Below are 23,094 nucleotides of genomic sequence, written 5' to 3' on the forward strand. Positions count from 1 at the left end.
GAGTCACGCAGCGATCGCTGCGGCGCCGATCAGGCCACCGATCCACGCGCGGTGCCGGTCGCTCGGCCTCGAGTTCGGCGACGAGGCGCCCGTCGAGCGCCCGCGCAGCCAGCGGGCGGCGCCGACGACGAGCGTCCGCTGCTTACCCAGGTCATATTCGATCACGTAGCGCAACCAGCGCAGCCGCAAGGTGTCCACGAGCTGCTGCAGCGGCAGCAGCCAACCCTTGGCGACCGGCCTCGGGCTGCCTCCCGCGGGCGTCGCATCGAAGACCACCCAGCCGAGGCCCGGGAGCAGCACCTCGGTCCAGGCATGGGCGTCCGACTGCCGCACCGTCAGGTAGCGCCCGTACTCATTCCACTGCCCGCCTAGGAAGCCATTGACCTGCCGGGTCGGCACGCCGACGACGCGCAGCAGGATCGCGAGCGCGGTGGCGAAGTACTCGCAGTGCCCGGCGCGCCCTTCGAAGAGAAAGCTATCGAGCGGCTCGGAGGCGCCAGGAGCGGGTAGCTGGGTCGTGTAGCGGTAGGTGCGCTGCAGGTAGCGCTGCAGCGCCAGCGCCTTGTCGTAGGCGGTGGCGCTGCCGGCGGTGACGCGACGCGCGAGCGCTGTTATTCGCGCGGGAAGCCCGGGCGGCAGGCGCAGGTAGCGCGCCAGGCGGCGATCGCCCGCTGGAACGACCGCCTGGCGGGCCGTGGCGGTATCGGCGGTGTAGAGGTGCGAGTAGGCGACATAGCGCAGGCCGGCGCTGCGAGGGCGACCGGCGCGCAGCTCCCCGAGCGGGCCGCGCTGGGGCACGAAGAGGCGTCGGTGCAGCAGCGGTGCATCGATCAGCTCGAGCGCCACGGGCCGATCGAGGCCGAAGAGCACCGAGCTGCCGATCGGCTCGCGATAGATCTCCTGGCGCACGAGCTGCTCGCGGGCCCAGCGTGTCGTCGGGCGCCAGGGCAGGCCTGGGGCGGGGTTGGCCCAATAGAGGCCGTCGATCGGAAGCAGATCATCGGTGCGGCCGCGCAGCTCCGGGCTCTGGCTCCAGGCGCCGCGCGCGTAGCGATCATACGCGGAGCCGCGCCAGCGCAGGCGCCCGGCCGCGCGCAGCGCCTCGGCGGTGCGCGGGTCCATCGCGGCGCGCAAGACCACCTGCGCGTTGTCGCGGATCGCCCCATGCTGCCCGAGCTGCACCCGCTCGTTGAAGCCCGCCACCATCGTCCCGCGTCGCTGAGCGCTCGAAAAGAGCCCGAAGCCGATGCGCGGGAAGCCGATGAACACCGCCAGGGCGCCCCCCAGCATGCCGAGCGAGAGCAGCGACGTGCCGACGAGCAAGCGCGCGCCGACGAGCTCCCGCGACGCCAGCCCCGCGAGCGAGGCGCGCGCGCGCGCGGCGTCCGGATCAGGCGGCGGCCTGCGCGCCGCTGGCGCTGATCCCGCGTCGGTGAGCGCCGTCTGCGCTTGCTGCTCAATCTCGCGCCGGAGCTGCAGCAACACCAGCGACCAGGTCGCGCTGACCGTGAAGCAGACGAAGCAAATCGCGTAGGAGAGCTCGGTGTTCAGCGCGGTCGCGACGATCAGCAGCAGCAAGGCGATGATCGTGAGCTGCTGATAGTCGGCGCTGCCTCGGCGGTTGAAGAGCTTGTTGACCAGCAGCACGAGCAGAAAGCTGACGCCCGCGTCGATGATCGACTCGCCCTGCAGCACGCGGAAGGCGAGAAAGCCCAGCACGAGCAAGGTGCCGAGATTCCAGGCCGCGGCCCAGCGCTCGCCGCGGTAGCCCGGCGGCTCGGCCCAATAGCTCGCCAGGACGCCGATCAGGGCCAGCACATGCCCCGGCCGCGCCACCCCGGGCCCGAGCAGCACGGCGGCCAACGCGGCCACTGCCATCAGATAGGTCGCGAGCTTATGCAGCGTGACGAAACGCAAGCCCGCATCGTACCCACTAGCGACGCGATCGCCCAGCGAGCGGGTGCTTCAGGCTATCGACGCGGCCGCGCCAGCGCGGGCGAGCGGCTGCGAGGCGGGGTCTCTGCGAGCGAGGGGGGCGGAGAGTCAGCCGCGCCGCGGGGCGCGGGCGGCGCGCTCGTCAGAACCCTATCCCGGACCCTGAAGTCGGCTCCGCCAACTCCTTGGCGCGTGTTCGGATGGCGCCGGCGATTTCCTTCTTCGTCTTCGCCTTCGTCTGAGCCGGTCGTTTTGCTGCCCGCTCGGACCCGGCCGTAAGGTTTGCCGCAAAGACCGGAAGGAGCGCGTTCAGCGCCTCAGCCACGTCACCGGGAACCACGATCGCTTGACCGCCCGGGACCTTGAGCGTTCGCTTCTTCCCGTTCAGTATCGCTGTGGCTGCCTCGTGGGCGGCGAGCTCCGTCGTCTGCCCGGTGGGGCGAAGCTTCCGCTGCAGGGCCACGGCGAGCTTCGCGCCCTGGTTGACGGCAAGGGTGGCGATCCTATTGGCTTGCTTCTGAGAGAGGGTCACCCCCAGTGCCTGCGCGCCTAGGGCATTGGGTTGGCGCAAGGCCTGCGCGAGGTGGTCCCGCAGGGGTACGTTCATAACGCGGCGGGGGCTCCTGACGCCGGAGGGCGTCGCGCCAAGGGCGACCACGGGCGTCCCCAGCACGGCCAAGCCCACGACTCCCACTATCATTGCGACGCGACGCCGAGCGGCGCCGCGGGTCCTGCTCGCTTCCATGTCCGTACTCCCCCCCGTAACTCGCTTACGGCTCGATTGCTGCGACTCGATTGCTACGACTCGATTGCGTTGTCCCGCCAAGCTCGGCGGGCGGCTGCGCCGCGTCCCTTGAGCAACATTCGGGCCGACGTCCCGAGTTCGCGAGTGGGTGTTCGATCGGGGACCCGGTGGTCTGTCCTAGGCGGTTGAGATTTTGACCATTTTACGGGCCGCCTCGCCTCGCCATGGAGCGCAGCGAGGGGGCTCGTGGGGCCTTTGCGACCGCGCGGATCGCCCCCCTGCGATGGGTCGAATTGCGTGAAGCGTCCGAATCTCGGAGCGCCGTGCTGGCCAGGCGAGCGCCAGCCGCGCCATGGCTAGGAGGTCAGAGCGGGTGCCAGCTAGTACGCAATATCCTGACTGACATCCTGACTGACGACCGGGTGATTCCCTGCGCCGGGCACGAAGTTGTGCGGATGCGTGACCAACCCGCCATTGTAGGGCGGCGCGCGATGGCCGTCGACCACGATGGCGTCGGGAAGCAGGGTGCTGATCGCGAGGCGCTGGGGGCTGAGGGCATCGCGCTGCGCTGCGGCGGTCTTCAGTCCTTTCAGGCCCACCAGCCAGGGAAGTACCACGCTCGTGATCACGTCTGCCGAAAGCGGCACGAGGCTGCCTTGCTGAGCCGGGGTCATGGCGTCGGCCCAGTCTGTCTTGTAGGGATCGAATGTTCTCGCTCGCGCCTTGACGACGCGGAGCACGAGGCCAGCCAGGGCTGCCGGGTCCATCCGCGCGAGGACGTGTCCCGCGGCCGCCCAGTTGGCCTCGCTCCGGGCCGGACCCGCGAGCGATGTGCCGGGCTCGTCATGACGCCGTTCGCCGGCGGCGGGCCACTCGAGCCAGCCATTGCCGAAATGGAAGGCGAGCGTGCGCTGCAGCGCGTCCAGCACCGAAGGCGCGTAGAGGCTCAGCACGCTGAGCTCGCGCTGCGCTTTCCCATTCAGTCCGCTCGCGCCCGCTGCCCCGTGGTAAAAAAACGATTGCTTCTGGGAAGCACCGGCGCCGCGCCCCATTTGGTCAGGGTTCGGTTGCATGTGGTGGAAAAACGGATTGATGGCTTGCGCATCCTCGGCGTTGGCCTTCTGCCGCTCGGCCGATTCGCCGTGGACTGCCGATGCGACGGTCGAAGCGCCGGCCGAAGCCCGGTCTATGAGCGCTGGAAAGAGCGCGCGAATGTGTTCCGGTTTCAGCCTGAGGTGTTGGCCCGGCCATGGCTCCGCTGGGCGTCCCGGACGCCGGAGATCGGTGGCGGGCAGCTTCCCCGCGTCGATCCAGCCGTGGTGGGCAAGCTGATGCGCCGCCTCCCCCGTCACTGCCGCGGCGAAGTGCTGCGGCTGGAGCTCAGGCCTGAGGCGCTCAGCCGCGCCCGCCGTGCCCCCCCCCATCCCCGCCATCCCGAACGTGGCCACTGCTCCAGCGCTCAGCGCTACCGCGCCAAGCAGCCACGCCCTCGGCCTCCGTGCCTGAACTGCTCCGCGACCCAGCTTCTGCTTGCTCACACTCCACCTCCCCCTGTTTCCGCCCCGCCCCCTTGGCGAGCCCCTCGCTCTTGCCATCGGCGGGGCCCGGGCGTCAAGCCGCTTGGCGCGACCAGCCCTTGACCGCTTCCCGGCGTGGGCGATACGGCTTGGGCATGAAGGCCGCGCCGCTTGCTGCTCTCGTCCTGCTGGGGTTGGTCCTGGCCCCTGCGTCGCGCGCCGCCGCCGAGTCGGACGCGATCGTCACGGATCGCCCCGACGTTTGCGAATCGAGCCAGACCGTGGGGCGGTGGCGCTTCCAAGCCGAGCTCGGGCTCGACGCCGAGACGCGCGAGCGCGCTGGGGCCACCAGGACCGACCTGGGCACCGCGCTCAAGCTGCGCTTCGGACTCAGCGAAGCTACCGAGCTGCACCTCGAAACGGCGGGCCTCGCCATGCGTCGCCTGGCGACCACGGGCGGCGACCCGCCCAGCGCGACCGTGGGTCTGGCCGACGTGGACCTGGGCGGCAAGGTGCATTTGCTCGACCAACGGGGGCCTGTACCCTCTACCGCCTTGCTGGCAGCGGTCACCCTGCCGATCGGCGCCAAGGCGCTCTCGGATGACCGCGCCTGGCTGCTGGTCCCGACGCTGCTCGTCGACTGGACCTGGCTGGCCGCGTGGGGCACGGCGATCAATCTCGGCCCGACGGTGGCGCTCTCGCGGCGCGGTCAGGCGGCCGACCGTTTGCGCTACGCACTGTCGATCAGCCGGAGCTGGGCACCGCTGCTGACCGCGCTCGGTAGCTACTTCGAGTGCTTCGGCGAGACCGATCTCGCGCAGGGCGATACGTCGCTGGCGCTCGACGGTGGCTTCACCTGGCAGCCGCGCTCAGATCTCCAGCTCGACCTGACGCTCCGTGGCCGCCTCATCGGCGATATGCCTGATCTCGGCGGTGCGCTGGGGGTCAGCTTCAAGCTCTAGCTCCGGCCCCACGTAGATCCAGTCGCGCAGCCGCGCCGTGTCGCTTCCCGAGCCCCCCGCCATCCCCTCCTGATCCACCGCGACGAAGGCGATCAGCGCCAGCTCGCGCAGGATGCGTTCGGTTTGCGCCGGGCCGCTGCCGGCGGGCACCTCCACGGTATGGCTGACGAGGGCCAGCGGATGGCCCCGCGCGCCATAATGCGTCGCGAGCGAGGCGGCGCGACTGACCGCCCTTTCCTGCAGCGCGTCGTTGGCCACGTTGGCCGGCAGCAGCCGCCGATTGTCGAGGAAGACGGTGATGCGTCGCGCGCGTGGGCTCTCATGCTCGCGCACGACGGCTCGGCCCAGCCCGGCGCTCTTGCGCCAGGCGATGTCGCGCGGGTCGTCGCCGGCGCGGTACTCACGCAGCGCATGGAACTCGCCCGCGCGGTCGCGGTGGGCCGCAGCGCCCTCGCCGCGCTCGCGCAGCGGGCGTTCGTTCGCGACAATCGGCGTGACCGCCGGGTAGACGAGCACCTCCTGCGCCGCGCCGACCTGCCGTGCCTTATCGAAGAGGCCAAAGGGGAAGCGCGTGCGCGCGACGAGACTGGGCAGCGTTTGGCGGCCGCGCCGGGGAAAAACGCGCCGATAGGCCGCCTGGCGAGCGGCGCCGGGCTCGAGCTTGAGAAAGTAGCAGCGCTGCGCTGCCGCGCGCTCCGCCGCTGCCGGCTCGGCGACGCTGAGCGCGTAGGAGGCGAAGCGGTGCTTGCCGTTCTGCGCGACCAGCTCGATCAGCGCCGGTTGGCCGGCGTGCAGCCGCTGCGGCAACTGGCGTCGAACCTGAACCCGGCGCAGCGTCAGCTCGGAGAGCACGCCGCTGGCGACGATCAACGCCAGCAGCAGGCCGAGCACGAGGAAGAGCAGGTTGTTGGCGGTGTTGATCGCGGCGAAGCCCACGCCCAGCGTGATCGCTACGAAGTAGGCGCCGTCGCGGGTGAAGCGCAGGCGGCGTAGCCCTGGCGCTGGCGCGGGCGCTGGTGCGGGGCGCGCGGTGCCCTCGGTCATAGCGGGACGGGGACGCGCTGCACGAGCTCGAGGATCACCCGCTCGGCCTCGCCGCGGCTCGAGGCGCCGCCCTCGGGTTGGCCGGCCAGGACGACGCGATGCGCCAGCGCCGGCACGGCGAGCCCTTTGAGGTCATCGGGCACGCAGTAGTCGCGTCCGTCGGTCAGCGCATGGGCCTGCGCGGCACGATACCAGGCGATCGCGCCGCGCGTGCTGACGCCGAGCGCCAAGAAGGGCGTCAGGCGTGTCTGGGCGACCACGGCCATCAAATAGTCGAGCAGCGCCTCGTCGACGCGCACGCCGTCGACCTGGCGCTGAAGCTGGCGAATCCACCCCGTGTCGACGACCGGTGCGAGCTGGGCGATCGGGTCGAAGCCGCCGCGCTCGGCGACCACGCGCCGCTCGTCGTCGGCCTCGGGGTAGCCGACCTGGAGCCGAAGCAGGAAGCGGTCCATCTGCGATTCGGGCAGTGGGTAGGTGCCGAAGTGCTCGACCGGGTTCTGCGTGGCGATGACGAGGAAGGGATCGTCGAGCGGGTAGGTCTGCGCGTCCACCGTGACCTGACCCTCGTTGAGGGCCTCCATCAGCGCGCTCTGCGTGCGCGGCGCGGTGCGGTTGATTTCGTCGGCGAGCACGACGTTGGCGAAGATCGCGCCGGGCTTGAAGGTCAGCGCACCGTCCTGCTGGTTGAGGACGGAGAGGCCGAGGATGTCCGAGGGCAGCATGTCCGAGGTGAACTGGATGCGCCGGAACGAGCCGCCGAGGCTGGCGGCGAGCGCCCGCGCCAACGTCGTCTTGCCGACGCCCGGCACGTCCTCGACGAGCACGTGCCCCCGCGCCAGCAGCGCCGTGACCAGCAGCCGCGTGACGTGGTCCTTGCCGCGGATGGCGCGCGCCACCGCTTGCTCGAGCTGCCGTACGACGGCCGCTGCGTCGGCCGCTGTGGCGCTGCGCGGCTCGGTGGCGGCGCGGGCAGCAGCGCCAGCCGCAGCGGCGCAGCCAGTGTCGGAGCTGTTGGGCACGATGAACCTGCTTTGGTGCAATGAAGAAGCTCGGCACTATAGCACGCGCTCGGCCGCGCTATTCGCGGTCTATCGGCGCTGATATAGTGCCGTGCCGTCGGCGGGCGCTTCGCGACCCGCGCGCAAGGGATCGATCGAGGCGATGGGCACGCGCGGCGACGGAGCAGGGAGAGGGCGACCATGAGGCGGATGCGTCGAGGTTCGGGGGCGTTGGCCGCGCTGGGGCTCCTGCTGGCCAGCGCATGCTCAGATAACGTGTCGCCGGTCGACGCGACGGTGCGCCACGATGCTGGCGTCGACGCAGCGCGCACCTGCGCGCTCGCGATCACGCACATCAATGGAGCCGCCGCCGCGTCGGTGGCGGTGATCGGGCCCGAGGACGATCGGGATCCGGCTCGGAGCGGCATCCAGCTCGACCTCGACCTGCAGGTCATCGGTAGCGCCATGCCGCGGCAGGCGCGCCTAGCCGTCACTGAGCTCACCCCCGAGCTCGTCGGCGACGTCGTGGGCGGGGGCGTGGCCTGGCGTGGCGTGACGGTGTCCAGCACGCTGACTCAGGTCCTGCTGGTCGCGCGCGCGGATGGCTGCAGCCCCGACCAACGCACGATCAGCGTCCAGCCGCTCGCCGAGTGCGTCTTCGAGAGCCCCGTCGACGGCGCCAGGCTCGGCCCGGAGGACGATCGCGATCCGGCGGCGGAGCGCTACGCGATCGATGTCGTCGTGCGCACGACCCATGCGCTCGGCGGTCGCGTCGTCTTCCGCGTGGATGGCTTCGCTCAGCCCGAGCAAGGCGTGGGCGACGACGGTCGTGCGCGCATCGCGGGCCTGGTGGTCCCGACCTCGCAGTCCGTGCAGCTCGCCGCCGATCTCACGGTGGCCGGCGTGAAGCGCACCTGTCGCGCGGGGATCGCGGTGATCACGGATGCGCCGAGCTGCGCGATCCGGCTGACCCCGGCCCCCGTGACGACGCTCGCAAACGGCGATGGTCTGGGGCTGGCGCAGGACGCCGACACCGAGGCGGCCGGCGTGCAGACGACGGTGCTGGTGCAGACGGAGGCGCGCGCCGATCGCGTCGACTTGTTGGTCGATGGCGCGCTGCGGGCGGTGGCCTTTCCCGCGGCTGGCGTGGCGACCTTCGCGCGCGAGACGTTGCTGGACGGCGGGGCGCGCAGCCTGCAGGCGATCTGCACCGACACTGACACCAAGAGCAGCGGCAGCAGCCTGGAGGTGACCGTCGAGGTCGACGGCGTGGCGCCGGGCCCGGTGGAGGGGTTCCAATGCAGCCCGCTCCGCACGCGCGCCGGTGATCTGCGCTGCGGCTGGACCGCGGCAGCGAGCGGGGTCGCCCGCTACGAAGTGCGCTTTCGCGCCGACGGCGCGCTGAGTGGCGGCGAGTGGGCTTCCGGCACCGCGCGTCCCGCGGCAGGGGTGGCCTGGCCGTCTGCACAGGCCGACCTCCTCGGTCTGCCGCTCGGGCAGGTCTACAGCCTCGGCGTGCGCGCACGCGATGGCGTCGGCAACCAGTCGCCCACCGCGCTCGCACTGCCGCAGACGCTCGACTACCGCCAGCAGGTGCTCGATCCGGTCGCTGGTGGCCCCGTCCTCTCCGGGGCGCTCGCAGCGGGCGACTTCGATTGCGACGGCTTGACCGACCTGGCCGTCGGCGACCCCGCCTTCAACGGCGGTCGCGGCCTCGTCGGAATCTTTCTCGGCACCGGCAACGGCTACACACGGGCGCCGGTGAAGACGCTGACCGGCACCGTCGTCGGTGGCGGCTTCGGCGCGCGGCTGGTCGCGCTGACCAACTTCGACGGCGATGCGGGGCACTGCGCCGACCTCGCCGTGCAGGCGTCCTTCGCGGATTCCCCGCTGAGCAAGGTCTACATTTTCCTCGGCCGCTCTCCCTTCGCCGATCGCGTCGATATCGGAAGGTCCGGCGACGCGCGGCCGGGCGCTGAGCTCGTGCTGCAGCTCGGTGCCGGCGCTGGGGCCGATGAACGCGTGGTGGCGCTGGCGGACGCGGGCTCGTTCACGGGCAGCGGCCTCAGCGATCTGGCGCTCACGCATCAGGACCTCGCCGCGTCCGCTGACGCGGCGGCGATCTGGGTCGTGCGCGGCGACGCTGCGTTGCGGCCGCTGGCGGCCGGGCTGCCGCCGAGCGCGCGCACCTTGCCCGACGCGGCCAGTGTGCGGATCACGGGGGGGCATGCCAGCGAGGGCTTTGGTCTCGGCCTGAGCGGCGGCGTGTCGCTCGATCAGGACGCGTACACCGAGCTGCTGGTTGGCGCGGCGGGCGCGCCGGGCGGTGGTCGCGTCTTCGTCATCCGCGGCGCGGTGGCCCCGCAGGCTCCCGCCCAGGCCTTCGAGCTCGACGACCCCCGGGTCGGATCCATCGCTGGCCGCGCGCCAGGCGGGCGGTTTGGCCAGCAGGTCGCGGTCGTCGGTGATCTCGACGGCGACGGGCTGGTGGAGTTCGCGGCCTCCGATCCGACCCTTGCGGGCGATAGTGGGGCCGTCTACGTCTTCAACCTGGCCGCGGACGTCGTCCCCGAGAGTGTCGCGGCGGCCCGGCTGGTCTGGGGCAATGATGCGGCCGGAGCGGCCGGCGATCGCTTCGGTGTGGCGCTGGCGCGCGTCGGGACGCTCGGCGCTGCCGGCGGCGATCTCGATGGCGATGGCCTCGCCGATCTGGTGGCCACCGTGGAGTCCTCCGGGGCGAACCTACCGGGGGTCGCGTATCGCCTGGCCGGGCGGCGCGACTGGCCGCAGCCGGCGAGCCTGGTCGTCTCGGGGGCCGACTACGTCTTTCGCGGTCCCGCGACGGGGTCGGTGCTCTTCGGCAGCCGGGCCCTCTGGCTCGCCGACGTCAACGGCGACCAGTTCAACGAGATCGTGATTGCCGATCCGCAGGCCAACCAGGGCAGCGGCCGGTTGGTCCTCTTCTACTGATTCTGCTGAGCGAAGCGATGCGAGGCTCACGCCGGGTGGGGCGCGCCGTCGGGGTCACCGCGGCGCTGCTGCTGGTGGCGGCGGGGTCGTTGTCCTGTTCTCGGGCCGACGGGGCGCCGGTCGATGGGGTCGCGTCGCAGTGGCCCGACGACGAGCCCCTGACCAAGGTCCTCGAGGCCACACGCCTGCGCGGCGGTCGTTTGCTGGTCCTCCTCGTCGAGGACGAGTGGCAGCGCTGCGCCACCCTGGCGCGGTGGCGCCGTGCTGGTGCGCGCCTGGCGACGACGGTCGGGCGCTTTGACCGCTTGCTCTATCGCGCTGACAGCCGCGAGGGGGCCCACGTCGCCGAGCGCTTCCACGTCGTCTCGCGCCCCACTGTGTTGATCCTCGACGGTGCTGCGCAGGAGCTCGGTCGCGTGGGGCCGCCCTTGGCCGCGGCCACGCTCCTGCTGGAGCTCGAGGGTGTCGAGGACGGGACGAGCGCCGAGCACGCGCTCGAGGGCCAGCTCAGCGCCACGCCCGGGGATCTTTCGTTGCAGCTACGGGCGGCGGCGCTGTGGGCGCAGCGTGGGGCGTTCACCCGCGCCACGCCGCTGCTCGAGGTCGCGCTCGCGGCCGACCCGGACGATGCGCAGGGTTGGGCCAGCCAGGCGCTGCTGCTTCGCGGCGATCTGCTGTTGCTGCGCGGCCTCCATGATGCTACGGGGGCCCTGCGCTGGTTGTCGGAGCTGCGGCGGCGCTTCCCTCGGGCTGCGGCGGCGCACCGGGCGGGCTATCCGCTGGCGCGAGCGCTGCACCGGCTCGGTCGCCGGCAGGAGGCGCGGGCGTTGCTCGACGGTTGGGCCAAGAGCGCTGTCGAGCACCATCAGGCCGCGCGGCTGGTCCTCGACGAGCCGGGCTGCCCCGCGCCGTGGGCCCTGCGCCACGCCCGTCGGGCGTTGGCGCTGGACGCCCAGCAGGCCCGCTATTGGGCCCGCTTGGCCGCCGTGCAGCGCCTGGCGAGGGATGCGGCGGGCGCCAGGGCGAGCGAGGCGCGCGCCTTCGCGCTCTCGGGATGTGGCGCGCAGGTCCGCGGGTCGCTACAGCCCGGGCATTAGCTGGAGAGGGCAGGCATGCGGGTGGACTGCGGGCAGGGGTGCGGCTGATGGAAGCGCAGCTGTTGGAACTGATCCACCAGAGCCCCGCCTGGGCCTATCTGGGCGTCTTCTTCGTGCTCTTGGCCTGCGGTCTGGGCCTGCCGATGCCCGAGGACATCACCCTCGTCGCCGGCGGGTACACCGTCTACCTCGCCGAGCGCAACGGGCTCACGCAGCCGATGCTGCTGCCGATGATCGCCGTCGGCCTGGTCGGTGTGCTTACCGGCGACATGATCCTCTTCGGGGTCGGCCGCTGGTTGGGGCCGCGCGCCGCGCGCATCTGGCCGCTGCGCTGGCTCGTGCCGCCGCGGCGGATGGAGCGCGTCTACCGCTTCTTCGCGCGCTACGGTACCTGGACCGCGTTCATCGCGCGCTTCGCCCCCGGCCTGCGTTCGCCGACCTTTCTCCTGGCTGGAACCGCGAAGATGTCCTTTCGGCGTTTTGCGCTGGCTGACGGCGCGGCGGCGCTGATCAGCGCGCCGCTGTGGGTCTGGCTCGCGTATCACTTCGGCGCCGAAATCGACCAGGTCAAGCTGTGGTTGGCACGCAGCCGCTATGCGCTCTTTGCCGTGGCGGCCGGGCTCTTGGTGCTCTTGGCGGTGCAGCTCGTTCGCGGTCGGCTCGAGGCCCGCCAGCGCGACCGCTGAGCCACGAGGCGCCTGCGCGCCGCCCTCGCGCGCGCTGTCCTGGAAATTGGGTCGGTGCTCGAGCCGAGTGCTAGCATCCCAGCATCCGTGGCGACGGGAGGGCCCGTCACTCGCCCTCGCCGGAGCTGCCGATGCCAACAGCCGCAACGCAACCCGCCCTTTGCAAGCGCCCGATGGCGGTGGTGCGCCAGGTCAGCCTCTTCGCGCGTGAGGTGATCGAGCGCCTCAGCACGACGGGCACCGAGCTGCTGCTCGCCGATCTCTCGCGCCTAAGCGAGGGCCAGCGTGTCGACGGGCGCTACTTTGGCAGCACGATGCTGACACTCGATCTGCGCCGCCTGGAAGGGCGCATGCGTGATAGTGGGGATGTGGGCACGGCGCTGCGCTTGGCGCGGCAATGGGCGACCAGCGAGCTGGTGATCGGGCGCCTGAGGACGCTGGCCTTGGCCGAGGCGGAGCGCATCGCCGGCCAGCCGCTGCAGGCCGATGGCATCGACGTGCGCGTGCGAGCGGAGGGCAGCTGGCTCTTCGTTGACATCGACCTCGAAGCCGAGGCAGACGAGGATGCTCAGCGCGTGGCCGACTGCGCGCATGGCTGACGGCGCCGCGTTGGAGTGAGCGATTCGGTGAAGCGATGACAGTGGGCGGAGTCACTATCGAGACGACGCGCGAGCGGGCGGCGACCGGCGACGAGGGCTGCTTCTCGCTGCGGGATGCGGCGCGCATCTTCGGGCTCAAGGAGGCGCGGCTGCGCTACTGGGCGCAGACCGGCTTCGTCAACCCGAGCCGGCGCTCGGCGGGCAAGCCCGTCTACAGCTTCGCCGATCTGGTGGAGCTCAAAGCGGCGAAGGAGCTGCTCGAGCGGGGCATTCCGCTGCAGCGCGTGCGAAGACACCTGCAGGCGCTGCGACAGGCGCTGCCGGGCCAGGCGAGCCCCTTGGCGCGGCTGCGTGTGCTCAGCGATGGCGACCGACTGGTGGTGGTCGAGGGCCAGGCGCTCGCCGACCCGCTCTCCGGCCAGCTCTTGCTCGATTTCGCGATCGGCGAGCTGACTCAGCACGTCGCTCAGGTGCTGCGCCTCCCGCTCGGGGGATCCCTGCCGTCTGGGGCTGGCGACCGGCGCCCGGCGTCCGGAGGGTCGCGCGCCTTCAGGGTCTCGTCGGGCGCACCGAGCTTGGCCGCGGAGGCGCGGCCTGCTTCGGCGCAGTCGACGACCACGCGTTGCGCGGCGTCGCTCGCAGAGGCGGGCGCGGCGGCAGCGCCACGCAGCGCCTACGACTGGTTTATGCGCGGTCTGGCGTGCGAGAGCGAAGGTGATGAGGGGCTCGCCGCGGCGGCGGCCTACGAGCAAGCGATCGCGCTCGACCCCGGCCTCGCGGCCGCGCAGACGAATCTCGGCACCGTGCTCTATCGCCGCGGCGATAAAGTAGGTGCCCTGCGCTGCTATGCCACGGCGCTGGCGCTCGATCCCGATCAGCCGGAGTCGCACTACAACCTCGCCAACCTCTATGAGGAGGACGGTGAGGTTGAGTTGGCCTTGGCGGAGTACCGCTGCGCGCTCAAGCTGAACGCCGACTTCGCCGACGCGCACTTCAATCTCGCCCTGACGCTGGAGCGGTTGGGGAGCCGGTTGCAGGCGACCGAGCACTGGCGGCGCTTCCTGGCGCTGACGGAGGCCGAGGCGGCCGAGCACGCCACCTGGCGCGCGGTGGCCCAGGAGCACCTGCGTCGGCTCCAGGTCAGCTAGAACCTCGCCGAGGCGCCGCGCCGGTCCTTGGGCGCGTGTCTAACCCAGGACCTCCTCTGGCAGCTCACCGGCAAAGAACTGGCGCTCCATCTCCTCGACCAGCTCGCCGAAGCGCGTGCGCTCCGCGGCGGCTGGGAAGCTGAGGCTGATTCCCATCCCGCGATCCGGCCCCTCCTCGATCAGCCGGCAGACGCGCCCCAGCAGGTAGACGGGTGGCTGCTTGGTCGGCGGGGCAAGCACGAGATCGATCGGCGTGCCCACCGGCAGCAGCTCATGGGAGCGAATGAAGACGCCCTCCTCGTTGAGGTCGCGGGTGAAGTTGACCCGTCGGCCGGTGCGCCCGCTGTAGGTCACGCGCAGGCGCAGCGGCAGCCGTCGGAGCTGGCGCTGGTCGGACGCTGTGCCGCTAACCCAACGGTTGAGGTAGCTGACCTTGGCGCGTTGCGTCGGATGGAGCTGGATCCCGACGCCCGCGCGCGCGCGCGCATCGTTGCGCCCCGTCCGCCGCCAGGTGGCCACGCCATCGAGGAAGCAGCGTGGGCCGCCGATGAAGGTCACCTCCAGCCGCACCGGCGTGCCCACCTGGGGCGGGACGCCGACCGGACAGAAGATGCCGCCGCCGGCGAGATTGGCATCGTAGTAGCGCGCCCAATCCTCGCGCGCGGGAATGCGCAGGCGCAGGCGCACGACCTCGCCGCCGCGCCGAGGGAGCTCCGGATCGGGGTCGGAGCTCCGTTCCGGTGGCGAGCTCTGGAGCTCGTGGAGCAAGGCCGAGCTGACGGGGCGCGCGCTGCTGCTGCGACGTGCTCGGGGCAAGGAGTGGCCCGCCGCCCCCAGCCCGCGACCCATCGACGGGGGTGCCAGCGCTTGCGACACGGCCGGCCCGTACTCGCCGCTCGGCGACGGCGTCGGCGTGGCACCGACGACGGATCCCCGTGTCGGCTCTCGCTGTGGCGCAGACGTGGGGGTGTGCGGCTGCGGCGGCGCCCGGTCGAAGGGGCCACCGAGGTCGCCCTCGAGCTCGAGGTCGGTGAAGGCGGGCAAGGTGCCGGTCGGACCATGCCGAGCCCGCTCGAAGGACCCGCTGCTGGGCCGCGCGGTCCGGGCGCCCGCCGCCTTCGCCGCGGCCAGGGAGTCGTGCTCGGCGGTCGTCCGCGCTACAGGCACGGCCGCCAGCGCGCGCGCCATCTCGCTGACGTGGGCGAAGCGGTCGTCGGGGTCCTTCTCCAGCGCGCGCAGAATCAACGCCGCGAGCTCGTCGGGCAGGCTGGGCTCGAGCTCCTGCGGCGGCGTGGGCGGCAGCTGGACGTGCGCCAACATGATGTCGAAGGCGCTCTCGGCGAAGAAGGGGACCATGCCGGTCGCGAGCTGATAGAGCGTGACGCCGAGCGAATAGACGTCCGCGCGCCGATCGACGGTGCGCAGCGCCTTGCACTGCTCGGGCGACATGAACAGGAGGGTGCCCAGCATCGCCCCGGGCGCCGTCATCGTGTCACCCTCGGCGACGACCTTGGCGATGCCGAAATCGACCACCTTGGGCAGCTCGCGATTGCCCATTTGCGCGATCAGAATGTTCGAGGGCTTGAGGTCGCGATGCACGATGTCGTGTTGGTGCGCGTAGTCGACCGCGTCGAGCACGGGGAGCATCAGCGCCTTGATGCGCTCGACCGACATCGGCCCGCCGAGCTCGTACATCACCTGGTCGAGTCCCGGTCCCTCGACGTACTCCATCGCGATGGCATGCAGCTCGCCCTCGCGGATGAAGTCGTAGATCGTGACGATATGTGGGTGATGGAGCTGCGCCTGCACCCGGGCCTCGGCGGCGAAGCGCGCCAGTTGGGCGCTGTTGGCGAGCAGCGGGCCAGCGAGGATCTTGATCGCGAGCGGTTGGCCGAGACGGAGGTGAGTTCCGCGGTAGACGAGGGCGGTGGAGCCGGAGGCCAGCAACCGGTCGATCCGGTAGAGGCCGCCGAGCACCTGTCCAATCAGGCCTTCGCTGGTTGTCATCGACGAGCTCCCCCCGCGGATCCCACTGGCCGCGTCGCCTCGGCTGGTACCGTCGCTCAGTCGGTGAGCGCGACGACCTGCCAGAAGCGTCCCTTGCGCGAGAGCACCGCAACCGCGCCCATTCGGTTGAAGCGCGCCACGGCCAGCAGATCCCGCCGCCCGACGCTGGCCCGCAGGCGGGCCGGCGGTGGCCCATAGCGGCCGACCATTTCAGCGTAGCTCAGGAGCTGCAGCCCGCGCAGGATCAGTGTCTCCGAGCGGGCGCGCTGGATCAAGGCGTCGAGTGCCCGCTGCAGCTCCGGGCCCGCGGCGACCCGCTGGCCGTCGAGGTTGAGCTGCTCGCCGCAGAGCGGCAGCAGATCGCTGACGCGTCCGTCCAAGAGCGCCCGAAAGAAACCCCGAGCCACCAGGGCGGCCGTCTCGTCGCCGGCGGCATCCCCAGGCGCTGCGTTAGCGACGGGGGCGGCGGCGATGGCGCCCAGCAGCGCTGCCGTGCCGATCAGGAGCAGCCCTACGCGTCGTCGCTGGTGGTGGGCGCGCGCGCTCAACCCATCCACTTGCCGACCTGGACCTTGGCTGCGCGCACGACGCGGCCGTCCAGGGTGAAGCCCGCGCTCAGCTCGGCCTCCACGCAGTTATGACGTGTTTGCTCGCGCACCGGGATCACGGCGACGGCCTCATGGACGCGCGGGTCAAAGGGCTGGTCGACCGTGTTGATGCGCTCGAGGCCGAGCAGGCCGAGGCGCTGAACGAGCATGCTGCGCACCAGCTCGACGCCGTCGTAGATTGTCTTGACGTCGGAGTGCGTCTGGCTCGCCGCCAGTGAGCGCTCGAGTGCGTCGAGCACCTCGACCATCGGTTCGGCGATCTGGGCGCGCAGCGCCTTGGTCTGCTGCTCGGCGTCTCGCGCGAGGCGCTGCTTGGTCTGCTCGAGGTTCTCGACCACTTCCTTCTTGTAGGCGGCGATGTACTCGCGGAGCTGCGTGTCCTTCTCGTTGAGTTGTTGCCGTAGCTGCTCGACGTAGGACGGGTATTGGACGGGCTCCGTGCCCCTCGCTAGATCATCGGAGGACGCCTGCGCCGAGCAGCGACGGTCGAAGACCTTGAAGCCGGCCTCCTCATCCTCGTCCTGCGGCGCGCGGCCGCCGCCATCGCGGTTGCTGCCGCTGGTCCCCCATGGTGTGTCGGTCTGCATCGCTCTCCCCCCAACGCAACGGTCCACCCGGGCGAGGCTCGCAAGAAGCGGGCTTCAGCACAGTATTTTGCCGCTGAGCCTGGCCTGCCCTGTCGCCGTGGCGCCACATTATAGGTTCGCTCGCCGCGCCGGCAAGGGCCCTCATCGCCCCTCGCCTCCCCAATGGGGCCTGTGATGCGCCCCGTCGGCCACCTCGTGAGTGTGTCCGCGATGCTGTACACTGCGGGCCCAGACGATGCTGCCGCTCGCTTTGCTTTCCGGGGCCCTCGCGCTCGCCGCCTATGTGGTGACGGCGGGGCCGACGATTTACTGGCTCGACTCGAGCGAGTTCGTCGCAGCGTCGTGGTGGCTCGGCAACGCGCACCCACCCGGGCATCCGCTGGTGGCGCTGCTCGGGCGGCTCTTCTGTTACCTGCCGGTCGGGACGATCGCCTTTCGCGTGACCCTGGCGTCCGCCGTGCAGAGCGCGGCCGCCGTCGGGCTGCTCGTCGTGATCGCCGGCGAGCTGGGCGCGCGCTTGCGTCAGGGGAGCGCGGTGGCCCGCGGCCTGCCGGGAAGGCCAACGCCGCCGGCGCTCACCCTGGCAGCGACCGAGGAGTTTGCGCTGCTGGCCACCGCGCTGACGAGCGGCTGGGCCTACGCCCTCTGGTTTCAGGCCGTGCGCGCCGAGGTCTACGCCCTGCACCTGTTGCTGGTGCTGGCCGCCAGCGCCGGGTTGCTGCGCTGGGAGCGGACGCGCGATCTGCGTTTGCTGCTGGTCGGCGTCTTCTGCGGCGCGCTCGCGCTCTGCAACCATCACTTCCTCGCCCTGCTGGCGGCCCTGCCGGCGGCGATCTTCATCGCCGTCGTTTGGCGTCAACGCGCAGGCGCCTTTGGGCGCGTGCATGGTCGGCGCGTGCTCGTCGCGGCCGTGCTCGTCGCCTCGGTGGCGATGGCCGCCTGGGCATACCTGCCGCTGCGCTCGCAGCGCGCACCGCTGGTCAACTGGGGGGCGCCGCATAGCTGGCAACGCTTCGGCTGGGTCGTCTCGGCGCGCGCCTTTCAGAAGGCGCTGCCGCGCGCCGCGCAGCAGAGCCGAGAGGAGCGGGGACTCGGCGCCGTCTTCGCCGTGCTCGGCGGACCGCCCACGGGCCTCGCGCCCGCCCTGGTAGGTAGCCTGCTCCTGGCGCTGGCGCTCGGCGGGCTCTATCGGCTCTGGCGCGAGGCGCCGACCCGGCCAGCGGCGCTCTTGGTGACGGCGCTCTTGCTCGGCAACCTCGCCAGTCCGCTGCTCATCGGCATCGATCCCTTCAACGCGGACGCCCACGGCTATCTGGCGCTGAGCGTGGCCCTGCTGGGGCCGCTGGCGGCGTTGCCGCTCCTGGCGTCCTTTCCCCGGCTGCTCGCCGGCGCTGGGCGGCGCCGGACCGTGATGGTCAGCGCGGGGCTGCTGGTGCTGCCAGCCCTGCAACTGGCGGTCAACGAGCCGCGCTGCAGCCTGTCGCAGCATTGGGCGGCCGAAGAAACCGGGCGCGCAGTGCTCGACCAGCCGGCTGGATCGGTGTTGATCACCTCCTACTTCCAGACCGTCTTTCAGGTCTGGTCGCTCCAGGCGATGGCCGATCTGCGACCGGAGCTCGAGCTGCTACACCGCAACTTCCTCACCCAGCCGGGCTACCTGGTGACGCTGCGGGCGAACGCGCCGGAGCTTGCCCGCTGGGGTGCGCGGTGGCGGCGCAGCGGAGGCGAGCGCGTCGCCGATCTGGACTGGCTAGCGCGCCGCCGTCCGGTGTTCGTCGAGTACGACCTCAATCTCGGCGCCGACGTCGTCCAGCGCTTGTGGCCGGCGGGCATGCTCCTGGCCTATCGCCCACCGCGCGCGGCGCTGCCGGACGCTAGCGCCCACGAGCGGCGCATCGCGCGCTGGCTGCGGCAGGTCGGAGAACCTGACGAGCTGGAGACGCGGCGTGCCCTGAGCTGGTGGCAGTACCTGCTCGCACGCTTCGCCTGCCGTCGAGGCCTGGTGCCCTTGGCTCGTTTTCACCTGGCGCAGGCGCTGACGCTGGCGCCGCAGGCGCGCACGCTCTTGGCCCTGCGGGCGCGCTGCCTGCCGCTGCTGCGCTGAGGGCGCGGTGCCGACCGGCGCGGCGCGGGGCGCGGCCCTCGAAGGGGGCAGCGAGCAGCCCGTGACTTTCGCGGTGCTCGCGCCTTGGTTGCGGTGTGAACGGCGTGCGTGACGCGACCTTGTGGTGGGTGATGGCGAGGTGGAGGCGGGCGCCTCGGCGCTGCGCTCCACGGTTCCCGGGCGCCCAGCTCGCGGCCCCCAGGGCCACGCTGTTGTGGTCGCCAGCCCTGCCGGTTCTCCCCCAATTTGAGGCTATCGTGAGGCTATCGTGAGCCGTCGCGTGCCGTCGTCAATCTTCAGACCATTGACCGGCAAGGAAGAGCCGCTTGATTGACCTGCTTGGTCCTCTAGAGCCCGAAGCGGGTGAGCTTCTTGTGGAGGCCTTCGCGGGTGATGCCGAGCGTGGCCGCGGTGCGCGTCTTGTTATGGCCATGGGCGGCCAGTGCGGCGACGAGCAGATCGCGCTCGAGGTGCTCCATCATCTCCTTCAAGGTGCCGCTCGTCGGCAGCTCGGACGTTGGGAGGAGCGCGCCGCCCTGGAGGGCGGGTGAGAGCTGCTCGGGCTCGACGCATGCGCCATCGTCGACGAGGATCGCCAGCCGCTGCATCTCGTTTTCCAGCTCGCGAATATTGCCCGGCCAGCGATAGGCGCGCAGCAGCGCGAGCGCTCGTGCCGAGATCGTCGGCGCCGGCTTGCGCAGCTCCGCCGCATAGCGTTCGAGGAAGCGCTCGGCGAGCAATGGAATGTCGTCGCCGCGCTCGCGCAGCGGCGGCAGCGTGACGGGGAAGACCACCAGGCGATAGTAGAGGTCCTGGCGGAAGCGACCGCTCTTGACCTCCTCCTCCAGGTTGCGGTGGGTGGCGCAGACGATGCGCGCGTCGACCTTGCGGCTGCGCGTCGCGCCGAGCGGGCGAACCTCACCGTCCTGCAACACCCGGAGCAGCTTGGCCTGGAGCGCCGCCGGCATCTCGCCGATCTCGTCGAGCAGGAGCGTGCCGCCGTCGGCCAGCTCGAAGAGGCCCTTCTTCTCCTGCTCAGCGCCGGTGAACGCGCCCTTCTTATGACCGAAGAGCTCACTCTCGAGCAGCGTCTCGGGCAAGGCCGCGCAGTTCTGGGCGACGAAGAGCTTGTCGCGCCGGCGGCTCTGCTCGTGAATGGCGCGGGCGACGAGCTCCTTGCCGGTGCCCGTCTCACCGCCGATGCAAACGGTGACGCGCGTGTCGATCACGCGCGTGAGCTGCTGCAACACCTGCTGCAGGGCGGCCGACTGACCGAACATCTGCTCGAAGGTCGGCCGCGGCTCGCGCGTACGCAGATAGTGATTCTCCTGCTCGGCGCGCTCGCGGGCCAGGCGCAGCTGCTCGTAGAGTCGCGCATTCTCCAGCGCCAGGGCGGCCGGCTCGCCGAGCAAGAGCAACAACTCGAGGTCGCGCTCGCTGAAGATGCCGCCGCCGCCGCCGCCGCGGTTGTCCGCCGCGATCACGCCCATCAGCTGCTCGCCGCGCCACAGCGGCGCCGCGAGGGTCGAGCGGATCTGGGCGCCCATGATGCTCTCGCTGCGACCGAGGTCATCGGCCGCATGCGCTGCCAGCACGGCGCTGCGTTGCTCGAGCACACGCTGCAGCAGCGCGCGGCTCGTCGCGACGACCTCGGTCGCGGGCTCCGCGCCGCGTGTCCGAGCGCAGGCGGGGACCAGTCGCCCTTCGCCGGGGCGCCCCTCCTCGAGCAAGATCGCGATGTGCGTGGCGCGAGGCAGCAACGCGAGCGTTGCCTGCGCGGTGGCCTCGAGTACGGCGCTGAGCTGTGGTTGGCTGTCGAGCAGCCGCACGGCCCGATAGAGCGTCGCGAGGTCGCTGCTGCGTGCGACCTCGCCGGTGAGGCGCCCGAGCTCCGACAGCGCGCGGGTGGCGTGCACGCGTACGGTGTGGTCGGGCCCAGGCGCGGCGGCCGCGGCGATCGTGCAGCGCAGGATCACCGGCGCGCTGGGGTCACCGAGCAGCAGCTCGTCGCCATTCTGGAGCAGCACCTCGCGCTGGCCGGTCCCGTCGAGCGCGATGCGTTCGCTGCCGCGCGCCAGCGACGAGCCGTTGGTCGAGCGCAGATCACGGTAGATGTAGCGATCCTGCTCGCGGAAGATCAGCCCGTGCTCGGCAGAGAGGTGCGCGTCCTCCAGGCGAAGATCGGCCTCCGGCGCGCGCCCGATCAAGAGCTGCCTGGTGTCGGCCTCGTGTACCCGGCCGCGTTCCGCGCCGTCCAGCACCTCGAGGCGGATCATCGGATCATCGCAGCCGCCAGACCAGCTCGGTGTCGCCGAGCGGGCCAGACATGCTGAGTTTCAAAGCCCATGTCTCGGCGGCGACCAGTGGGCGCCCATCGGGCAGCGTCCGGGGGAACTCGACGCGATAGAGCTGGTAGAAGGCGCCGAGGTGCGGAAGCATGGCGCGCTCCGTGCTGAGGATGCGCCGCTCAGCAACGATTCGGTCGGCGTTGACCTGCTCGCCGCGATCGTTGCTCAACGCCAGGCGCCACTGCGAACGTGGGCGGTCGAAGTCGTTCCACGTGCGGTCGTGGGTAGCGGCGACGACGAAGAGGCTGTAGCCGCGCGCGCGCTGCGCCGCGAACTCCCGCTCGAGTGCTCGGCGTGCTGATGCGGGGAGGCGAAAGAGCGCCGTCCATCGGGCGAGATAGGCGGCGTCGAAGTCCTTGGATCGCAGCGTCGCGTAGACGCGCAGGGTCGTTCCCAACTCCTGCAGCACGGTGATCGCCTGATATCGTGTCCAGCGCTTCAGCACCGCGCGGTACTCCGCCGCGGTGTAGGGTTTGTCGGGGCCGCTGCGCAGCGAGACGATCGGACTGGGCGCTGCGCAGGAGCTGAGGGCGCTGAGGCTCGCCAGCAGCCAGAGCGTGCGCAGCGCGGCCGACGAGCGCCGGGGCTGCCGCACGAGCTTGAGCGGGTGCGTCAACGGCGCTTGACGCGGCTCTTCTTGCCGGCCGCGGTCGGGGGACGCGGGACCTTGACCTGGGTGGCGCTCGCGCCCGTGCTGCGGCCGGCCTCGACGGCGGGGGCCGGCGTTGCGGGCGCGGCTGGGCTCGGTGCCGCCGTGCGGCTCGGCGCCGCCGTGCGCTCGGGCTCGGCATTGCGCTCGCGTCGCAGCGCGGTCGGCGTGACGGGCACTGTGGCGATACCGACACGGTGCCGCGGCGGCGGGCTCGGCTGCGGCGCCAGTGGCGCCGCACGGCTGCTCCCGAGCCCCGGTCGTGCGCGGCTGTCGCTGCCCGTGGTCGCGCCGGGGCCGGCCGTCACGTTGCCGCGCAGCGCCGCACCATCGGCCATCACGAGCTGCGGACAGCTCACGTCGCCGAGCAGCTTGCCCTGCTCTCCGATGCGGACGGACTCGCTGGCGCTGACGTTGCCCACCAGCGTACCGCCGACCAGCACACGAGCAGCCTGCACGTCTGCGACCACGACCCCCCCGGGTTCGATCACCAGCTCGTCACCGAGCCGGACCGCACCCTCGAGGTGTCCGGCCACGATGAGGCTGTCCTGGCACTCGACCTCACCCTTGATCCGCGTCTGGGCGCCGATCACCGTTGCCTGTGCTTGGTTGTTCATTGGGCTGCTTCCCCTGTACCCGCGCGTGGTGAGGCCCTTGAGCACGACTACGCGCCCATCTCGATCGTGCCACGGAAGGTGGCGCCCTCAGCGATCACCACGCGCGCAGCCTTGATGTCGCCGATCAGGCAGGCGTTCGGTCGCAGCTCGACCTTCCGGCGTGCCACCACGTTGCCCTTGACCTGTCCGCTGATCACCGCGGAGTCAGCCTCGATCTCGGCCTCGACCCTCGCCGAGGCCTCGACCACGAGGCCTCGACTGAGCTGCAGCGCGCCGCGGATCGTGCCCTCGACGACGAGGTCTTCGTCGGCGCTGAGCTCGCCGTCGATCACCAGGGCAGGGCCGATTACCGTGGTCGCCATAAGAAACCCCTCTCGATCGTCGCTGCCGCGGGCGCAAGGCCAACGCAGCTTCGGCCCGCCGCCTCTGCCGTCCGCGATACCGCGGCGCCCAATCGCGCGCTTGCGCGC

General features: G+C 71.4%; 19 protein-coding genes. 7 read left to right on the forward strand and 12 right to left on the reverse strand.

All coding sequences use genetic code 11. The features are described 5' to 3' along the window. Nucleotides 1-3: 3 nt before the first annotated feature. From IPL40_12740 to IPL40_12750, 3 genes are all read right to left on the reverse strand, one after another. The gene (locus tag IPL40_12740; protein ID MBK8482018.1) at nt 4-1,917 is read right to left on the reverse strand and encodes a DUF3488 domain-containing protein; all 1,914 of its coding nucleotides are present in this window, start codon (nt 1,915-1,917) and stop codon (nt 4-6) included. Nucleotides 1,918-2,077: 160 nt separating this feature from the next. Next, entirely contained in the window at nt 2,078-2,680 is a 603-nt protein-coding gene (locus IPL40_12745) for a hypothetical protein (GenBank protein MBK8482019.1), read from the reverse strand. A 380-nt stretch (nt 2,681-3,060) separates the two neighbouring features. After that, nucleotides 3,061-4,218, reverse strand: a complete 1,158-nt coding sequence (locus IPL40_12750) for a hypothetical protein (protein ID MBK8482020.1) — start codon at nt 4,216-4,218, stop codon at nt 3,061-3,063. 134 nt (nt 4,219-4,352) lie between these two features. On the opposite strand from IPL40_12750, the gene IPL40_12755 reads away from it, so the two are divergent. Next, the gene (locus IPL40_12755) at nt 4,353-5,159 is read left to right on the forward strand and encodes a transporter (GenBank protein ID MBK8482021.1); all 807 of its coding nucleotides are present in this window, start codon (nt 4,353-4,355) and stop codon (nt 5,157-5,159) included. On the opposite strand, the gene IPL40_12760 is transcribed toward IPL40_12755, so the two are convergent. Then, nucleotides 5,067-6,203 (reverse strand): DUF58 domain-containing protein, encoded by a 1,137-nt coding sequence (locus IPL40_12760; GenBank protein ID MBK8482022.1) that lies wholly within the window; start codon nt 6,201-6,203, stop codon nt 5,067-5,069. The two genes, IPL40_12755 and IPL40_12760, sit on opposite strands and share 93 nt — an antisense overlap. Then, complete coding sequence (locus tag IPL40_12765; GenBank protein MBK8482023.1) at nt 6,200-7,225, reverse strand: MoxR family ATPase; 1,026 nt, start codon at nt 7,223-7,225, stop codon at nt 6,200-6,202. Before IPL40_12765 ends, IPL40_12760 begins: the two co-directional genes overlap by 4 nt. Nucleotides 7,226-7,414: 189 nt before the next feature. On the opposite strand from IPL40_12765, the gene IPL40_12770 reads away from it, so the two are divergent. The 5 genes from IPL40_12770 (at nt 7,415) to IPL40_12790 (ending at nt 13,704) form a co-directional block, all read left to right on the forward strand. After that, complete coding sequence (locus tag IPL40_12770; protein ID MBK8482024.1) at nt 7,415-10,174, forward strand: hypothetical protein; 2,760 nt, start codon at nt 7,415-7,417, stop codon at nt 10,172-10,174. A 17-nt stretch (nt 10,175-10,191) separates the two neighbouring features. Next, nucleotides 10,192-11,271: a hypothetical protein gene (locus tag IPL40_12775; protein MBK8482025.1), complete on the forward strand. Its 1,080-nt coding sequence runs from the start codon at nt 10,192-10,194 to the stop codon at nt 11,269-11,271. Between the two features lie 47 nt (nt 11,272-11,318). Beyond that, nucleotides 11,319-11,957 (forward strand): DedA family protein, encoded by a 639-nt coding sequence (locus IPL40_12780; protein MBK8482026.1) that lies wholly within the window; start codon nt 11,319-11,321, stop codon nt 11,955-11,957. Nucleotides 11,958-12,088: 131 nt separating this feature from the next. Beyond that, nucleotides 12,089-12,556 carry a hypothetical protein gene (locus tag IPL40_12785; GenBank protein ID MBK8482027.1) on the forward strand — a complete coding sequence of 156 codons (468 nt, stop codon included), beginning with the start codon at nt 12,089-12,091 and terminating at the stop codon, nt 12,554-12,556. Nucleotides 12,557-12,597: 41 nt separating this feature from the next. Further along, nucleotides 12,598-13,704 (forward strand): tetratricopeptide repeat protein, encoded by a 1,107-nt coding sequence (locus IPL40_12790; protein MBK8482028.1) that lies wholly within the window; start codon nt 12,598-12,600, stop codon nt 13,702-13,704. 39 nt (nt 13,705-13,743) lie between these two features. Here the strand turns inward: IPL40_12790 and IPL40_12795 are convergent, their stop codons facing one another. From IPL40_12795 to IPL40_12805, 3 genes are read right to left on the reverse strand one after another with little or no spacing between them, the layout of a single operon-like run. Then, nucleotides 13,744-15,711: a protein kinase gene (locus IPL40_12795; protein MBK8482029.1), complete on the reverse strand. Its 1,968-nt coding sequence runs from the start codon at nt 15,709-15,711 to the stop codon at nt 13,744-13,746. 56 nt (nt 15,712-15,767) lie between these two features. Next, entirely contained in the window at nt 15,768-16,259 is a 492-nt protein-coding gene (locus IPL40_12800) for a hypothetical protein (protein MBK8482030.1), read from the reverse strand. Then, a complete protein-coding gene (locus IPL40_12805; GenBank protein ID MBK8482031.1) occupies nt 16,256-16,906 on the reverse strand; it encodes a nucleotide exchange factor GrpE in 651 nt (216 codons plus the stop codon). Before IPL40_12805 ends, IPL40_12800 begins: the two co-directional genes overlap by 4 nt. 235 nt (nt 16,907-17,141) lie before the next feature. On the opposite strand from IPL40_12805, the gene IPL40_12810 reads away from it, so the two are divergent. Next, complete coding sequence (locus IPL40_12810; protein ID MBK8482032.1) at nt 17,142-19,010, forward strand: DUF2723 domain-containing protein; 1,869 nt, start codon at nt 17,142-17,144, stop codon at nt 19,008-19,010. 347 nt (nt 19,011-19,357) lie between these two features. On the opposite strand, the gene IPL40_12815 is transcribed toward IPL40_12810, so the two are convergent. Genes IPL40_12815 through IPL40_12830 form a run of 4 tightly spaced genes read right to left on the reverse strand, consistent with a single transcriptional unit; the run spans nt 19,358 to nt 22,986 of the window. Further along, nucleotides 19,358-21,286 carry a sigma 54-interacting transcriptional regulator gene (locus IPL40_12815; GenBank protein MBK8482033.1) on the reverse strand — a complete coding sequence of 643 codons (1,929 nt, stop codon included), beginning with the start codon at nt 21,284-21,286 and terminating at the stop codon, nt 19,358-19,360. Nucleotides 21,287-21,290: 4 nt separating this feature from the next. Continuing rightward, the gene (locus IPL40_12820) at nt 21,291-21,974 is read right to left on the reverse strand and encodes a hypothetical protein (GenBank protein MBK8482034.1); all 684 of its coding nucleotides are present in this window, start codon (nt 21,972-21,974) and stop codon (nt 21,291-21,293) included. After that, on the reverse strand, nt 21,971-22,624 hold the full coding sequence (locus IPL40_12825) for a polymer-forming cytoskeletal protein (GenBank protein ID MBK8482035.1): 654 nt from the start codon (nt 22,622-22,624) through the stop codon (nt 21,971-21,973). Before IPL40_12825 ends, IPL40_12820 begins: the two co-directional genes overlap by 4 nt. A 47-nt stretch (nt 22,625-22,671) precedes the next feature. Then, the gene (locus tag IPL40_12830) at nt 22,672-22,986 is read right to left on the reverse strand and encodes a polymer-forming cytoskeletal protein (GenBank protein ID MBK8482036.1); all 315 of its coding nucleotides are present in this window, start codon (nt 22,984-22,986) and stop codon (nt 22,672-22,674) included. Nucleotides 22,987-23,094: the final 108 nt, after the last annotated feature.

The sequence above is a fragment of the Pseudomonadota bacterium genome, from assembly GCA_016711215.1.
Taxonomy (GTDB): Bacteria; Myxococcota_A; Polyangia.

Excerpts from the sequence above, each read along its gene's own strand:
- IPL40_12775 (MBK8482025.1), top strand. The coding sequence starts at position 10,192 with ATGCGAGGCTCACGCCGGGTGGGGCGCGCCGTCGGGGTCACCGCGGCG.
- IPL40_12830 (MBK8482036.1), bottom strand. The coding sequence starts at position 22,986 with ATGGCGACCACGGTAATCGGCCCTGCCCTGGTGATCGACGGCGAGCTC.
- IPL40_12780 (MBK8482026.1), top strand. The coding sequence starts at position 11,319 with ATGGAAGCGCAGCTGTTGGAACTGATCCACCAGAGCCCCGCCTGGGCC.
- IPL40_12760 (MBK8482022.1), bottom strand. The coding sequence starts at position 6,203 with ATGACCGAGGGCACCGCGCGCCCCGCACCAGCGCCCGCGCCAGCGCCA.
- IPL40_12785 (MBK8482027.1), top strand. The coding sequence starts at position 12,089 with ATGCCAACAGCCGCAACGCAACCCGCCCTTTGCAAGCGCCCGATGGCG.
- IPL40_12745 (MBK8482019.1), bottom strand. The coding sequence starts at position 2,680 with ATGGAAGCGAGCAGGACCCGCGGCGCCGCTCGGCGTCGCGTCGCAATG.
- IPL40_12810 (MBK8482032.1), top strand. The coding sequence starts at position 17,142 with ATGCTGCCGCTCGCTTTGCTTTCCGGGGCCCTCGCGCTCGCCGCCTAT.
- IPL40_12755 (MBK8482021.1), top strand. The coding sequence starts at position 4,353 with ATGAAGGCCGCGCCGCTTGCTGCTCTCGTCCTGCTGGGGTTGGTCCTG.
- IPL40_12815 (MBK8482033.1), bottom strand. The coding sequence starts at position 21,286 with ATGATCCGCCTCGAGGTGCTGGACGGCGCGGAACGCGGCCGGGTACAC.
- IPL40_12825 (MBK8482035.1), bottom strand. The coding sequence starts at position 22,624 with ATGAACAACCAAGCACAGGCAACGGTGATCGGCGCCCAGACGCGGATC.
- IPL40_12770 (MBK8482024.1), top strand. The coding sequence starts at position 7,415 with ATGCGTCGAGGTTCGGGGGCGTTGGCCGCGCTGGGGCTCCTGCTGGCC.
- IPL40_12795 (MBK8482029.1), bottom strand. The coding sequence starts at position 15,711 with ATGACAACCAGCGAAGGCCTGATTGGACAGGTGCTCGGCGGCCTCTAC.
- IPL40_12805 (MBK8482031.1), bottom strand. The coding sequence starts at position 16,906 with ATGCAGACCGACACACCATGGGGGACCAGCGGCAGCAACCGCGATGGC.